At 73.0% G+C, this 14,352-nt stretch carries 13 protein-coding genes and 1 riboswitch; of the genes, 9 read left to right on the top strand and 4 right to left on the bottom strand.

The features are described 5' to 3' along the window. Nucleotides 1-30 precede the first annotated feature (30 nt). The 5 genes from AB0C12_RS25990 to AB0C12_RS26010 all read left to right on the top strand — a co-directional run bounded on the left by AB0C12_RS25990 (nt 31) and on the right by AB0C12_RS26010 (nt 6,106). Nucleotides 31-1,026, top strand: a complete 996-nt coding sequence (locus AB0C12_RS25990; RefSeq protein WP_360552190.1) for an NAD-dependent epimerase/dehydratase family protein — start codon at nt 31-33, stop codon at nt 1,024-1,026. A 264-nt stretch (nt 1,027-1,290) separates the two neighbouring features. Further along, nucleotides 1,291-2,886: an IucA/IucC family protein gene (locus AB0C12_RS25995; RefSeq protein ID WP_360552192.1), complete on the top strand. Its 1,596-nt coding sequence runs from the start codon at nt 1,291-1,293 to the stop codon at nt 2,884-2,886. Next, nucleotides 2,883-4,502, top strand: coding sequence for an IucA/IucC family protein (locus AB0C12_RS26000; protein WP_360552194.1), 1,620 nt, complete (start codon nt 2,883-2,885; stop codon nt 4,500-4,502). Before AB0C12_RS25995 ends, AB0C12_RS26000 begins: the two co-directional genes overlap by 4 nt. Further along, entirely contained in the window at nt 4,489-5,646 is a 1,158-nt protein-coding gene (locus AB0C12_RS26005) for an alanine racemase (RefSeq protein WP_360552196.1), read from the top strand. The genes AB0C12_RS26000 and AB0C12_RS26005 overlap by 14 nt, the downstream gene beginning before the upstream one ends. A 1-nt stretch (nt 5,647) precedes the next feature. Further along, the gene (locus tag AB0C12_RS26010) at nt 5,648-6,106 is read left to right on the top strand and encodes an NUDIX domain-containing protein (RefSeq protein ID WP_360552198.1); all 459 of its coding nucleotides are present in this window, start codon (nt 5,648-5,650) and stop codon (nt 6,104-6,106) included. Here the strand turns inward: AB0C12_RS26010 and AB0C12_RS26015 are convergent. The 3 genes from AB0C12_RS26015 to AB0C12_RS26025 are packed head-to-tail and all read right to left on the bottom strand — an operon-like array spanning nt 6,069 to nt 8,516. Continuing rightward, nucleotides 6,069-6,719 carry a class I SAM-dependent methyltransferase gene (locus tag AB0C12_RS26015; RefSeq protein WP_360552200.1) on the bottom strand — a complete coding sequence of 217 codons (651 nt, stop codon included), beginning with the start codon at nt 6,717-6,719 and terminating at the stop codon, nt 6,069-6,071. The two genes, AB0C12_RS26010 and AB0C12_RS26015, sit on opposite strands and share 38 nt — an antisense overlap. Before the next feature lie 11 nt (nt 6,720-6,730). After that, nucleotides 6,731-7,228 (bottom strand): peptide deformylase, encoded by a 498-nt coding sequence (locus AB0C12_RS26020; protein ID WP_360552202.1) that lies wholly within the window; start codon nt 7,226-7,228, stop codon nt 6,731-6,733. A gap of 31 nt (nt 7,229-7,259) precedes the next feature. Further along, the gene (locus AB0C12_RS26025) at nt 7,260-8,516 is read right to left on the bottom strand and encodes a chorismate-binding protein (protein WP_360552204.1); all 1,257 of its coding nucleotides are present in this window, start codon (nt 8,514-8,516) and stop codon (nt 7,260-7,262) included. 121 nt (nt 8,517-8,637) lie between these two features. Here AB0C12_RS26025 and AB0C12_RS26030 point away from each other — a divergent pair, with 121 nt between their 5' ends. Further along, on the top strand, nt 8,638-8,838 hold the full coding sequence (locus tag AB0C12_RS26030; RefSeq protein WP_212986528.1) for a DUF5999 family protein: 201 nt from the start codon (nt 8,638-8,640) through the stop codon (nt 8,836-8,838). Nucleotides 8,839-8,882: 44 nt separating this feature from the next. Here the strand turns inward: AB0C12_RS26030 and gcvP are convergent, their stop codons facing one another. After that, a complete protein-coding gene (gene gcvP / locus AB0C12_RS26035) occupies nt 8,883-11,690 on the bottom strand; it encodes an aminomethyl-transferring glycine dehydrogenase (RefSeq protein ID WP_360552206.1) in 2,808 nt (935 codons plus the stop codon). A gap of 77 nt (nt 11,691-11,767) precedes the next feature. Next, nucleotides 11,768-11,855, bottom strand: a riboswitch (glycine riboswitch). A gap of 58 nt (nt 11,856-11,913) precedes the next feature. Between gcvP and mgrA the strand changes: the two genes are divergently transcribed. The 3 genes from mgrA to AB0C12_RS26050 are packed head-to-tail and all read left to right on the top strand — an operon-like array spanning nt 11,914 to nt 14,323. Further along, on the top strand, nt 11,914-12,909 hold the full coding sequence (gene mgrA / locus AB0C12_RS26040) for an L-glyceraldehyde 3-phosphate reductase (RefSeq protein WP_360552208.1): 996 nt from the start codon (nt 11,914-11,916) through the stop codon (nt 12,907-12,909). After that, entirely contained in the window at nt 12,906-13,580 is a 675-nt protein-coding gene (locus AB0C12_RS26045; RefSeq protein ID WP_360552210.1) for a nucleotidyltransferase domain-containing protein, read from the top strand. Before mgrA ends, AB0C12_RS26045 begins: the two co-directional genes overlap by 4 nt. Beyond that, nucleotides 13,577-14,323, top strand: coding sequence for a nucleotidyltransferase domain-containing protein (locus tag AB0C12_RS26050; protein ID WP_360552212.1), 747 nt, complete (start codon nt 13,577-13,579; stop codon nt 14,321-14,323). Before AB0C12_RS26045 ends, AB0C12_RS26050 begins: the two co-directional genes overlap by 4 nt. Nucleotides 14,324-14,352 lie beyond the last annotated feature (29 nt).

The raw sequence follows: 14,352 nt of genomic DNA on the forward strand, positions 1-14,352 counted from the left end.
CGGGGTACGACAAAAGGCATCGTCGACGCCATGAAGCTGCTCGTGCTCGGCGGCACAGGGTTCGTCGGTCCCGCCCTCATCGACCAGGCCCAGAAGCGCGGGCACCACGTCACCGTCCTCAACCGCGGCCACCAGCCACCCCCACCCGGCACCACCGGCCTCACCGGCGACCGCCTCAGCCCCGCCGGCCTGACCGCACTGACCGGCGGCACCTGGGACCTGGTCATCGACACCTGGTCCGGACGCCCCAGCGCCGTCCGCGACGCCGCCCGCACCCTCGACGGCCGCGCCGGCCACTACACATACCTCTCGAGCCGCAGCGTGCACGCCGACACCGACACCCCCGCCCGCACCGAGGACGACCCGCTCGTCGACGCCTCCCCCGACTCCGACGACGACAGCGACTACTCGGCGGCCAAACGCGGCGCCGAACTCGCCGCCGAGCAGAACTTCACCGGCCCGGTCCTGCACGCCCGCGCCGGACTGATCCTGGGCCCCGGGGAGAACATCGGCCGCCTCCCCTGGTGGCTCAACCGCCTGGCCCGCGGCGGACCCACCCTCGCGCCCGGCCCGAAAGACCTCAAACTGCAGTACATCGACGCCCGCGACCTGGCCACCTGGATGCTCGACGCCGCGGAGCAGGGCGCCGCCGGCCCCTACAACGTGGTCAGTCCACCCGGCCACACCACGATGGCCGAATTGCTGGAGACAGCGAACGAGGTCACCGGCAACCACGCGAACCTGCACTGGGCCGACCCCCAGGCAATCCTCGACGCCGGCATCGAACCCTGGATGGACCTCCCCATCTGGCTCACCGGCCACGACTACGCGTTCATGCACGGCGCCGACGTCACCAAGGCCCAGGCCATCGGCCTGAAGATCCGCCCGGTGGGCGAGACGATCGTCGACACGTGGACCTGGCTGCAACAAATCGGCGGTACGGCGCCACAACGCCCCGACCGCACACCGGTAGGCCTGGACGAAGCGCGAGAAGCGGACTTCCTGCAGGCATTGACCAAGGAGTAGGGGCCGACCACGCACGGGCTTTCGAAGCAAGCGACGACGAGCCCACGAAGACCGCGCCGCCCTCAAGACAGTCCGCTCCCCCGGATGAACCCTGCGCCGAGATCCCCTGAGGCTGAATTCAAATCAGGCGTAGTCGTTGATTCCTTTTTGGTTGGGAACGACCGTGAGCGAGCGACTGGGCGCACACCCTGTAAGGCATCCTAGGATGTTAGCTGGGCAGGCCCGGCCCGACCCGCGCAAGCCGACTGCCGGAGAATATGACCCGTGCCCCTGCCACCGACCACCTCAGCACCATCCGACGGGCACACCGCCGACCCCGCCCGAACCCGCACCGAGCTGCACAAACATCGCCCGGACCTGGTAGCCGCCTACGACGCGGCCCTCCCGGCGGCCCGAGCCCAGATCATGGCCCGCCTCCTCAACGCCGTGCACCACGAACCACTCCCCGGCGTAACCCACCGTGCACACCACGTCGAACTCGCCGACGGCGGCACCCTGACCGCCCCCACCGCGGCCACCCTCCCCTTCGCCACCCCCGAACCCGGCCTCACCGCCTGGCTCACTCGGGACCGAAGCCGCCCCGGCGATTCCCGCCCGGACGAGGCCTACGACGACCCCGCCACCCTGCTGCGCTCGCTGGATCTCGGCCCCCACACCGAACGCCTCGCCCAGGAGCTCGACAACAGCGTCGCCAACCTGGCCCTCGCCTACGCCGATCCCCCACCCACCCCCGCCTCGCGAGACCTCACGAGAGCCCAAGGCGACCCCGGCGGCCTCGGCCGCCTCGAGCAGCGGGTCCTCGAAGGCCACCCGCTGCACCCCTGCACCCGTACGCGCGGCGGCATGACCGTCGCCGACGTCCTGGCCTACGCCCCCGAGCACCGCCCGGTCATCCGCCTGCGCCGTCTCGCCGTTCCGCCCGACCGCTGGTACGGCGACACGCCACCACTGCTCTACGCGCACCCCTGGCAGGCCGCACGCCTCACCGCCCGCTACCCGTGGCTGACCGACGCCGGCGAGACCGAGCCGGTCCGCCCCCTCATGTCCCTGCGCACCGTCGCTCCCCTGTCCGGCGCCGACCATCTCAAGACCGCCGTCGACATCCAGATGACCTCCGCCGTGCGTACGGTCTCACCGGCCGCGGTCCACAACGGCCCGCGACTGTCCGACCTGCTCGCCACCCTCACCGCCGATCTGCCCCTGACCGTCCTGCGGGAGACCGCGGCCGGCGCGGTCCTGATCGACGGCCGGCCCCAGCGTCACCTCGCCCACCTGCGCCGCCGGGCCCCGCGGATCGCCGCGACCGAGACCGTGCTGCCGCTGGGCGCCCTGCCGGAGCTGCTGCCCGGGCTGGCCACCGACCCGTACGCGTGGTGGCACGACCTCGTGCACCTGCTGCTGCCGCCGCTGCTGACCGTGCTGGACCGCGGCGTCGCGCTGGAGGCCCACGGGCAGAACACGCTGCTGGTGCTCGACGGCGGCCGGCCGGCCCGGATCGTCTACCGCGACCTCGGTGGTGTCCGGGTCAGCGCCCGCCGGCTGCGCGCCCACGGCGTCGAGGCCCCGCCAGTCGAGGGTGATCTGCCCAGCGACGACCCGGACGTGCTGCGCACCAAGCTGGCCGCCGCCGTTCTCGGCACGGTCGCCGGGCAGCTGATCGCCGTGCTGGCCCGGGCCGGCGCCGACCCGGGACGGCTGTGGGCGGCCACCGCCGCCGCGATCCGGGGCACCGCGACCAGCGACGCGGCCCGGCTGCTCAGTGATCCGCTGCCGGTCAAGGCGACCACGGCGATGCGGCTGGCCGCGGACCCGCTCGACGACCTCTGGACCACCCACGACAATCCGATGGCGGGGGCATGACACGCAGCCTGGCGACCCGGCGGCTCGCCATGACCGCCGCCCACACCGGCGCGGCCCTGGCCGTGCACGCACCCCAGCTCAGTGACGGTTTCACCGCCGCGCTGCCCGAGGCGGCCGACGTCGTCGGGCGGCGGCTGCGGGGCGCGCTGGTCCGGGAGGGGATCGTGCCGGCCGCGCCCGGCGACCGGCTGCACGCTTTCCACCGGGTGGAGTACGCCACCGCGGGCGCCGATGATCCCGCCGACCTGCTGCCGGAGCGGCTGCCGGGCAACGCCGCCGGCTTCGCCGCCGAGCTGCGCAACGCCGTGGTCAACCTGGCCGTCGCCCTGGCCCGGCGCGCGCATGTGCCGGCCACCGATCCGGACCACGCCGCGGTCGCCGGGGAACGGCTGGCCGTCGCCGGGCACAACCTGCACCCGTGCGGGCGGACCCGGCTGGGCTGGGACACCAGCGACGTGCTGGCCCACGACCTGGAGGCCGGGCACACCCGGCTCGGGTTCATCGCGGTCCGCGACGACCTGCACCTTGGTGATGACGTCGGCGCTGCCCTGCGGGAGGTGTATCCGCAGCTGCCGCCGGCGCCGGCGGGGTACCGGCTGCAGCCGGTGCACGCCTGGCAGCGCGACGCCGTGCTGCCGTCGCGCTACCGCGACCTGCTCGACAGCGGGGCGCTGCGGATCCTGGACGACGAGCTCGACGCGATCCCGACCGCCGCGCTGCGGACGCTGCTGCTGCCGGTCGCCGCGGACGGCACCCGCCGGTACGTGAAGGTGTCGCTGGACATCCAGGTCACCTCGACGCGGCGCAGCATCAGCGTGGCCAGCACGCGCAACGGCCCGGCCGTGTCCGTGCTGCTGCACCGCCTCGTCGCCGACGACCCGGCCGCGGACCGGCTGCTGCTCATGGCCGAGACCGCCGGGGCGGCCGTACCGGCCGGGTCGGGGCGCGACATGGCCGCGATCATGCGCGACGGTCTCACCGGGCGGCTGCGCCCCGGTGAGCGGGCGGTGCCGGGTGGGGCGCTGCCGTTCGTCGCCGCCGCGCTGGTGGCCGAGTTCGCCACGAGCACGGGACGACGCGACGACGCGGGCGCGGCGGCGGCGTTCCTGGACGCGTACACCCGGCTGGTCGTGCCGCCGCTACTGCGGCTGACGCTGCACGGGGTGGCGCTGGAGGCGCACCTGCAGAACTGCCTGCCCACGTTCACCGGTGGGGTGCCGCAGCGGCTCGCCGTCCGGGACTTCGCCGGGCTGCGGCTGCACCCGGGCCGGCTGGCCGCCGCCGGGCACGACGTGAGCCTGTGGCCCGGTTCCGTGGTCGGCACGGACGACGCCGCCGTGCTGCGCGCCAAGATCGGCTACACGGCGTTCCAGGCGCATCTGGGTGAGCTGGTGATCCGGCTCGGTGAATCGCACTCCCTCGACGAGGACGCCGCGTGGCGGATCGTGCGGGCCGTCGTCGACGAGACCTACGCCGGGGCGGGTGAGCTCGCGGCGCAGGACCACGCCGCGTTCACCGCGCCGACCGTGCCGCACAAGGCGCTGGTGCGGATGCGCCTGGCCGGGGCCGGCGACGAATACCTGCCGGTGGAGAATCCCCTGCATGCCGGCGCCTGAGCACGTCGCCGCCGCGCTGCGGGCCCTGCCGCGGCCGGTGTGCGCGTACGTCTACGACACGGCCGCGTTGCGGGAGCGGGCCGCCGAGGTGCGGGCCGCGCTGCCGCCGGGCACGACCCTGCTGTACGCGGTGAAGGCCAACGGGCACCCGGCGGTCGTGCGTACCCTCGGCGCGGCCTGCGACGGCCTGGAGGTCGCCTCCGGCGGTGAGCTCGAGCTGGCGCTGGCCGCCGGCGCTCGCCGGATCGTCTTCGGCGGGCCGGGCAAGACCGACGCCGAGCTGGCCGCGGCCGTGGCCGCGGGCGCGCAGGTCAACGTGGAGAGCGGCCACGAACTGCGGCGCCTGGACCGGGTCGCCCGGGCGGCCGGGACGGTCGTGGACGCGGCGGTACGGGTCAACCGGGCGCAGGCCGCGCTGCCCGGCAGCCACGCCATGACGGGTACGCCCACCCCGTTCGGTGTCGACGAGCAGGACCTGGCCCGGGTGCTGGCCCTGCCGCTGACCTCGGTCCGGATCACCGGCTTCCACCTGCACGCCGTGTCGAACAACCTGGACGCCGCAACCCACGCCCGGTTCGTCGCCGGGGCGCTGGACTGGTCGGTGACCACCGCCGCCCGGCACGGGCTGGACCTGCGGCTGGTCAACGTCGGCGGCGGGCTGGGCGTCGACTACCTCGGCGACGCCACCATCGACCTGGATGAGCTGCGGTCCGGGCTGGCCGGGCTGACGGTTCCGGCGGGCGTGGAGCTGATCGTCGAGCCGGGCCGGATCCTGGCCGCCGACGCCGGCTGGTACGCCGCCGAGGTCCTCGACCTCAAGCACACCCACGGCCGCTGGTTCGCGGTGCTGCGCGGCGGCACCCACCACTTCCGGCTGCCCGCCGCCTGGGGTTACAGCCACCCGTTCACCGTGCTGCCCGTCGCCGACTGGCCCTACGACTGGCCCCGCCCGCAGGTCACCGACGTCACCGTGGACGCTGTCGGCGAGCTGTGCACCCCGCGCGACGTCCTCGCCCGCGACCAGCCCGTGGACCGGCTGCGCATCGGAGACGTGCTGGTCTTCGCCCGCACCGGCGCGTACGGCTGGGACATCTCCCACCACGGCTTCCTGCGCCACCCACCGCCACGATTCGAGGTGCTCTGACATGGAACCGGTCCACCGCCGCGCCGCCCGGGTCGTCTGCGTCGACGCGGACGGCCGCATCCTGCTGCTGCACTGGCGGGACCCGGTGGACGGCCACGACGTGTGGGAGCCGCCCGGCGGTGGTGTCGAGCCCGGCGAGGACTTCCTGGCCGCGGCCCGCCGGGAGCTGGCCGAGGAGACCGGGCTCGACCCGGCCGCCGTGACCGGGCCGTCGGTGACCGTCCTGCGGGACTTCCGGTGGAAGGGACAGGACTTCGCCGGGCCCGAGGAGTTCTTCCTGGCCCGCTACGACACCGCCCGGCCGCCCCTGGCCCGCGACGGCCTCATGCCCGACGAGCAGCTCAGCCTGGCCGGGCACGCCTGGCTGAGCCCGGCCGAGCTCGGCGGCCTGGCCGGGCTGGACCCGCCGGACCTGGCCGAGGTCATCCGCCGGCTCGGAACTCCGCCCGCCACCGCCTGATCAACGGGTCGTCGGGGTCAGCGATCTCGTCGATCCGGACCGGCGTCAGACCGGGGACGGCGAACGCGTCGATCTCCGCGCGGGTCAGCGGCCACGGCGGGCCGTCGGTGTCCGTACCGGTCGCGGCGGCCGCCAGAACCAGCAGCGTGCCGCCGGGCGCGACCAGCGGGCCCACGTTGGCGATCGCCCGGTCCCGGACCGGCTCGGGCAGGGCCTGCACGTTGTTGCTCTCCAAGACCAGGTCGAAGCCGCCGCGCCACTGCGGCGGCGGGTCCAGCAGGTCGGCCACGCCGTACTCGACCGGGGAGCCCGGGTGCCGCTCGCGGGCCGTGCGCACCGCGGTGGCGGAGATGTCGAACGCCGTGGTGGTGAAGCCCAGCCCGGCCAGGAACTCGGCGTCACGGCCCAGCCCGCAGCCGACGACCAGGGCGCGACGGCCGGCGCCGGTGACCGAGCCGTCGCGGACCCACTCGGCGAGCAGCTTGCTGGGCCGGGGCACGTCCCACGGCACCTCGGCGGTGCCCGCGCCGGCTTCGGCGTACAGCTGCTCGAACCAGCCGGTGGGATCACCGGCCGCCAGCGACGCGGCGGCCAGGCGGGTCGTGTCGGGCACCGCCGGCTCGCTCATCGGCGGGCCGCCCGCGGGCCGCGGCGCAGCTCACGCAGAGCCTGTCGGCGGACGTCCCCGGTCAGCGTGTCGATGTAGAGCCGGCCGTCGAGGTGGTCGGTCTCGTGCTGCAACGCCCGGGCCAGCAGGCCGGTGCCCTTGATCGTCAGCGGCTCACCGAACTGGTCGACGCCGGTGGCGGTCACCGACCAGGCGCGCCCGGTCGGATACTCCATGCCCGGCAGCGACAGGCAGCCCTCCTCGTCGTCCTGCTCACCGTCGAGCTCCGACAGCACCGGGTTGATCAGGTGAGCGACCACGCCGTCGACGTTGTAGGAGAACGCGCGCAGGCCGACGCCGATCTGCGGGGCGGCGACCCCGGCCCGGCCGGGCTCGCGCACGGTGTCCTCCAGGTCGGTGATCAGCGCCCGCAGGTCGTCGTCGAACGTGACGACCTCGGCCGCGGGGGTCCGCAGCACCGGGTCGCCGTAGAAACGGATGGGTCGCACAGTCATGGCCCCAACCTAGGCGAAGAGGGCGCGCGGCTCAGGGACCGGCCAGCGCGGCGCGCATCGGGGCCGCCTTGGCCGCCGCCTCGCCGACCTCCGCCCACGGGTCACTGTCGATGGTGATGCCGCCGCCCGCCCACAGGTGCACCCGCTCACCGTCGACGGCCGCCGTACGGATGCTCAGGCCCAGATCGACGTGGTCGGTGCCGACCCAGCCCAGCGCGCCCATGGCGACGCCGCGGCCGACCGGCTCCAGCCGGGCGATCTCGTGCAGCGCCGCGTGCTTGGGCGCGCCGGTCACCGAGCCGCCCGGGCACAACGCCCGCAGCAGCCCGGGCAGGCCCACCGGCTGCTCGATCGGGGCGGACACCACCGACTCGGCCTGCCACAGCTCGCACCAGCGGCGCACCGCGAACAGCTCGTCCACCCGGACCGCGCCCACGCCCAGCCGGGCCAGGTCGTTGCGTTCCAGGTCGACGATCATCACGTGCTCGGCGCGTTCCTTGGCCGAGGCGAGCAGCTCGCGGCGGCCCTGCTCGGTGGCCGGCCGGGTGCCCTTGATCGGCCGGGTGATCACCCGGCCGCCGCGGACCTCGACCAGCGTCTCCGGCGTGGCCGTCGCCACGGCCCAGCCTTCACCGGTCAGAACGCCGCCGTAGCGCGCGCCGGGCAGGGCGGCCACCCGGGCCAGGGCCGGACCCGGATCACCCGTGTACGGCGCTGAGGCGTGCCCCACGACGTTGACCTGATAGACGTCGCCACGCCCGATCGCGGCCCGGACGGCGGTGACCGCGGCGGCGTGCTCGGCGCGGCTCCAACTGTCGTGCCACGGACCCAGCCGCCACTCGTCCGGGCTTGCACCGGCCGCGGAACCTCCCGAATCGCCGGAGCCGATCGCACACGCTCCCATCACCGACGGTGACGACTCGGTGGGGTCGCGGTGGGTGTGCACCACGGCCACCACATCCGGGATCCCGGGGACGGGAGAGGGCGCCCCGGGAGGCCCGCCGATGATCACCGAACCGGCCGACGCGGACACGTACAGTGCTGCGCCACAAGGGGTTCCGACGCCGGTCGGCTGGAATTGGTTGGCCGTTCGGCCGATGTCTCGCACCGGCAGTCCGTTGTCTTCGAGGAACCTCGCGACAAGCTCTGCGGGGTCACCGTCATCACCCACCGACCACTCGAAACGGCATGACTCACCGTGACGGCCCTGGCAGGACGCCGGAGAACCCGGTTGAGGACCCCGCCCGGGTGTCGGAAAGTGGTCGGCGGCGGCTCTGCCGTGGAACATCAGAACAGTGGATTCTCTCAATGGGGCGCCGTCACTCACGAGATCCGGATTCGTTCGGATGGGAGTAGTGTTCCGCCCCGTTGATGTGAAGCACGACACAACCCCCTACCGGAGACACCCGATGTGCCAGCACCAGAAGTCCTGCCCCTCTGCCGAAGCCGTCGACCGCGAAGCGGCCCGGATCGTGGCGACCTTCCCCGAGCAGGGATGGAGCCTGCTCTGCAACGGTGTCATCGTCTTCGAGGACACCGGTGAGCTGCTGCCCGACGGCAGGACGATCGCACCACACCGCGGCCCGGCCGTGCACGCCCTCGCGGCCTGACAACACCGGCGGGGCCTCGCCACGAAACCCCGCCGCGCTACGGCTCAGTCCTCGAACGCCTCCGGCGACGGGCACGAGCAGACCAGGTTCCGGTCCCCGTACGCCCCGTCGATGCGCCGCACCGGCGGCCAGTACTTCGAGGTCCGGTCCACCCCGGCCGGGAAACCGGCCAGCGACCGCGGGTACGCGTGCTGCCACTCGTCCGCCGTCACCGCCGCCGCCGTGTGCGGGGCGTGGTGCAGCGGATTGTCGTCCCGCGGCCACTCCCCCGCCGCCACCCGGTCGATCTCCGCCTTGATCGCGATCATCGCGTCGCAGAACCGGTCCAGCTCGGCCAGGTCCTCGCTCTCGGTCGGCTCCACCATCAGCGTCCCGGCCACCGGGAACGACATCGTCGGCGCGTGGAAGCCGTAGTCGATCAGCCGCTTGGCCACATCGTCGACCGACACGCCCGTCGCCTTGGTCAGCGGCCGCAGATCCAGGATGCACTCGTGCGCCACCAGGCCCTCGTTGCCGGCGTACAGCACCGGGTAGTGCTCCCGCAGCCGCGCCGCCACGTAGTTCGCCGCCAGCACCGCCACCCCGGTCGCCGCGGCCAGCCCCTCCGGACCCATCATCCGCAGGTACGCCCACGAGATCGGCAGGATCCCGGCCGAACCGTGCGCCGCCGCCGACACCGCGTGGTGCTCCCCCGGCTCCAGCGGGTCACCCGGCAGGAACTCCGCCAGATGCGCGCGCACCGCGACCGGACCCACCCCAGGGCCACCGCCGCCGTGCGGGATGCAGAACGTCTTGTGCAGGTTCAGGTGCGACACGTCCGCGCCGAACTTGCCGGGCTTGGCGAAACCGACCAGCGCGTTCAGGTTCGCCCCGTCGACGTACACCTGACCGCCCGCGTCGTGCACCGCACCGCACAGCTCCGCGATGCCCTTCTCGTAGACCCCGTGGGTCGACGGGTAGGTCACCATGATCGCCGCCAGCGCGTCCGCGTGCTTCTCGATCTTGGCGGCCAGGTCGCCCAGGTCGACGTTGCCGTTGTCGTCGCAGGCCACCACGACCACCCGCATGCCCGCCATCACCGCGCTGGCCGCGTTCGTGCCGTGCGCACTCGACGGGATCAGGCACACGTCCCGATGGGTCTCACCCCGCGACCGGTGATAACCCCGGATCGCCAGCAGACCCGCCAGCTCACCCTGCGAACCCGCGTTCGGCTGCACACTCACCGCGTCGTACCCGGTGACCTCGGCCAGCCAGCCCTCCAGCTGCGCCACCAGGGCCTCGTAACCCGCCGTCTGCGACGCCGGCGCGTACGGGTGGATGTTCGCGAACTCGGCCCAGCTGACCGGCTCCATCTCGGTGGTCGCGTTCAGCTTCATCGTGCACGAACCCAGCGGGATCATGCCCCGGTCCAGCGCGTAGTCCCGGTCCGACAGCTTGCGCAGATACCGCAGCATCGCCGTCTCCGAGTGGTGCGCCGAGAACACCGGGTGGGTCAGATAGTCGGTGGTGCGCTCCAGACCGGCCGGCACCGCCACCTCGGCCGCCCCCGCGGGAGCCGCCCCGAACGCCGCCAGCACCGCCTCGACGTGCGCCGGCGTCGTCGTCTCGTCACACGCGACCGACACCCGGTCGGCGTCCACCAGCCGCAGATTGATGCCCGCGCCCTCGGCCGCGGCGACCACCCCGGCCGCCCGGCCCGGCACCACCGCGGTCACCGTGTCGAAGAACGCGGCGTGCGCGACCTGCACCCCGGCCGCGGCCAGCCCGGCCGCGACCGCACCGGCCCGCTCATGGGTACGCCGGGCGATCTCCCGCAGCCCCGCCGGACCGTGATACACCGCGTACATGCTCGCCATGACCGCCAGCAGGACCTGGGCGGTGCAGATGTTGCTCGTCGCCCGCTCCCGGCGGATGTGCTGCTCACGCGTCTGCAACGCCAGCCGGTACGCCGGCGCGCCGTCCGCGTCCCGCGACACCCCGACCAGCCGGCCCGGCAACGAGCGCTCCAGCCCGGCCCGCACGGCCAGGTAACCGGCGTGCGGGCCACCGAAGCCCAGCGGTACGCCGAACCGCTGCGTCGTCCCCGCCGCGATGTCCGCCCCGATCTCACCCGGCGCCCGCAGCAGCGTCAACGCCAGCAGATCCGCCGCCACCGTCACCAGCGCACCCACCGCGTGCGCCGCCTCGACCAGCGCCGCGTGATCACGCACCGCACCCGAAGCACCCGGATACTGCAGGTGCAGCCCGAAGAACTCCGCCGGCAGCTCACCACCGGCGTCCAGGTCGGCCAGGACGATCTCGATACCCAGCGGCTCGGCCCGGGTCCGCAGGATCGCCAGCGTCTGCGGCAGCGTGTCCGCGTCGACCACGTACACCGGGCTCTTGCTCTTGCTCGACCGGCGGGCCAGCGTCATCGCCTCGGCCACCGCCGTGCCCTCGTCCAGCATCGACGCGTTCGCCGTGGTCAACCCGGTCAGATCGGTCACCATCGTCTGGAAGTTCAGCAACGCCTCCAGCCGGCCCTGACTGATCTCCGGCTGATACGGCGTGTACGCCGTGTACCACGCCGGATTCTCCAGCACGTTGCGCCGGATCACCGCCGGGGTGACCGTGCCGTAGTAACCGAGGCCGATCATCGAGGTCGCCACCGTGTTACGGCCCGCGATCTCCCGCAGCTCCGCGATCGCCTCCTCCTCGGAAGCGGCAGCCGGCAGCTCCAGCGACCCGTGCCAGCGGATCACCTCCGGAATCGCGGCATCCATCAGCGCCTCGAGAGAGGCATACCCGATCGCCTTGAGCATCTGGGTCTGCGCATCGGCATCCGGGCCGATGTGGCGGTCAGCGAACGTCATAGCGGCTCCTGCGGGGAGAAAGAGGTCGACGGCAGCAACCTCCCCCTCTGTCATACCCACCGGGCACTTCAGAGTCGCCTACCTGCGCGGTCCTTTTGCCTGAGAGGTTCCGGGGAGGATTTGCCCCTTCGGCGCCACCGAGATGGTCTCTCCCGCGCGGTGTACGGCTACCACGAACCTACCAGCGCGCACGTTTCGATCATGTGTCCCTAGGGTGTGGTGTGTGACCTACTCCGCGGCGCCAGACCGCTACGACACCATGACCTACCGCCGCGCCGGGCGCAGCGGGCTCCAACTGCCCGCCATCAGCCTCGGCCTGTGGCACAACTTCGGCGACGCCCGCCCCATCGAACGCCAGCGCGACATCACCCGCCGCGCCTTCGACCTCGGCGTCACCCACTTCGACCTGGCCAACAACTACGGCCCGCCGCCCGGCAGCGCCGAGGAGAACTTCGGCCGCATCCTGGCCACCGACTTCCGCCACCACCGCGACGAGCTCGTCGTCTCCACCAAGGCCGGCTACCACATGTGGAACGGCCCCTACGGTGAGTGGGGCTCCCGCAAATACCTGGTCTCGTCGCTCGACCAGTCCCTGCGCCGCCTCGGCCTCGACTACGTCGACATCTTCTACCACCACCGCCCCGACCCGGACACCCCGCTGGAAGAGACCATGGGCGCCCTCGACGCCGTCGTCCGGTCCGGCAAGGCCCTCTACGTCGGCATCAGCAACTACAACGCCGAACAGACCGCCCGCGCCGCCGCCATCCTGCAGGAACTCGGCACACCCCTGCTGATCCACCAGCCGTCCTACTCCATCCTCAACCGCTGGATCGAGAAGGACCACCTGCTCGACACGCTCGAAGCCGTCGGCGCCGGGTGCATCGCCTTCAGCCCCCTGCAGCAGGGCCTGCTCACCGACCGCTACCTCGGCGGCATCCCCGACGACTCCCGCGTCCGCACCAGCGTCTTCCTCAACGAGAGCGACCTGGACAAGCCCACCATGGGCCGCATCCACAACCTCAACGACATCGCGCGGCGGCGCGGGCAGTCCCTGGCCCAGATGGCCCTCGCCTGGGCCCTGCGCGACCAGCGGATGACCAGCCTGATCATCGGAGCCAGCAGCGTCGAGCAGCTCGAGACCAACGTCGCCGCCCTGGACCAGCTCGACCTCGGCGACGACGAGCTGCAGGCGATCGACGGCACCAGCCTGGACCTGTGACCACCCTCGTCACCGAACACACGATCCTCGCGGTCGTGGTCGGCTCCCGCGCGTACGGCCTGGCCGGCCCGGGCTCCGACCACGACCGCCGAGGCGTGTACGCCGCCCCCACCGCGATGTTCTGGCACCTCGACAAGCCACCGACCCACCTCGACGGCCCGGCCGAGGAACAGTTCTCCTGGGAGCTCGAACGCTTCTGCACCCTGGCCCTGCAGGGCAACCCGACCGTGCTCGAAGTCCTCTGGTCACCCCTGATCACCGCGGTCACCGCCGACGGCGAACACCTGCTGGCCACCCGGCAGGCGTTCCTGTCCCGGCGCGTCGCCGACACCTACGGCGCGTACGCCCGTGACCAGCTCAAACGCGTCGACTCCCGGCGCCGGCGGACCGGCGAGACCAACCACAAACAGGCCATGCACATGATCCGGCTGCTGCTGGCCGGCGCCCACGTCCTGCGGACCGGCGAGGTGCTCGTCGACGTGTCACCGCTGCGGGAACGCCTGCTGGCCGTCAAGAGCGGCGACGTGCCGTGGGAATCGGTGACCGCCTGGGCCGGCGAACTGCTGGCCGACCTGGACGAGGCGGCCGCGCGGACCGCCCTGCCCGAGACGCCGGACCGGGCCGCCGTCGACGCGCTGCTCCACGCCGTACGGGAAAGGGGTCTGCCATGACCATCGACGTGCCGAACTGGGCCGGCCAGGTCGCTGCCGACCTGCCCTACCCCCTGATCTTCGCGACCGTGAGCGGCGCCCACCTGTACGGCTTCGCGTCGGCCGACTCGGACCTGGATCTGCGAGCCGCCCACCTGCTGCCGGCGGCCGAGGTCGTCGGCCTGCGCACCGGCCCGGAGACCCTGCAGTCCGACGGCTGGCGCGACGGCGTCGAACTCGACGTGGTCAGCCACGACCTGCTCAAGTTCGCCCGCCTGCTCACCGGCCGCAACGGCTACGTGCTGGAACAACTGCTGTCCCCGCTGGTGGTCACCACCTCCCCGGTGCACGACGAGCTGAAGGCGCTGGCCCCGGCGCTGATCACCCGCCATCACGCCCACCACTACCTGGGCTTCGCGGCGACCCAGGAACGGCTCTTCGACCGCACCGGCGAGCTCAAGCCGGCGCTGTACACGCTGCGGGTGCTGCTCACCGGCGTGCACCTCATGCGGACCGGCGAGCTCGAGACGGATCTGGGCCTGCTGGGCACCGGCCTGGCGTACGTGCCGGAGCTGATCGGCCGCAAGCGCGAGGCGGAGCACGGCCCGTTCCCCTCGGCGGTCCGGGCCGATCTGGCGCGGGACATCCCCCGGCTGCGAGGCGAGCTCGAGGCGGCACGGGACGCGTCCGCGTTGCCGGAGCAGGCCGACCGGGATGCCGTTGAGGCGTTGCACCAGCTGGTCGTCCGTACCCGCCTTTCTTGATGGTGTTCTGCCCGCCGTAGGCGGTCGTT

Source organism: Actinoplanes sp. NPDC048967, from assembly GCF_040649415.1.
Taxonomy (GTDB): domain Bacteria; phylum Actinomycetota; class Actinomycetes; order Mycobacteriales; family Micromonosporaceae; genus Actinoplanes.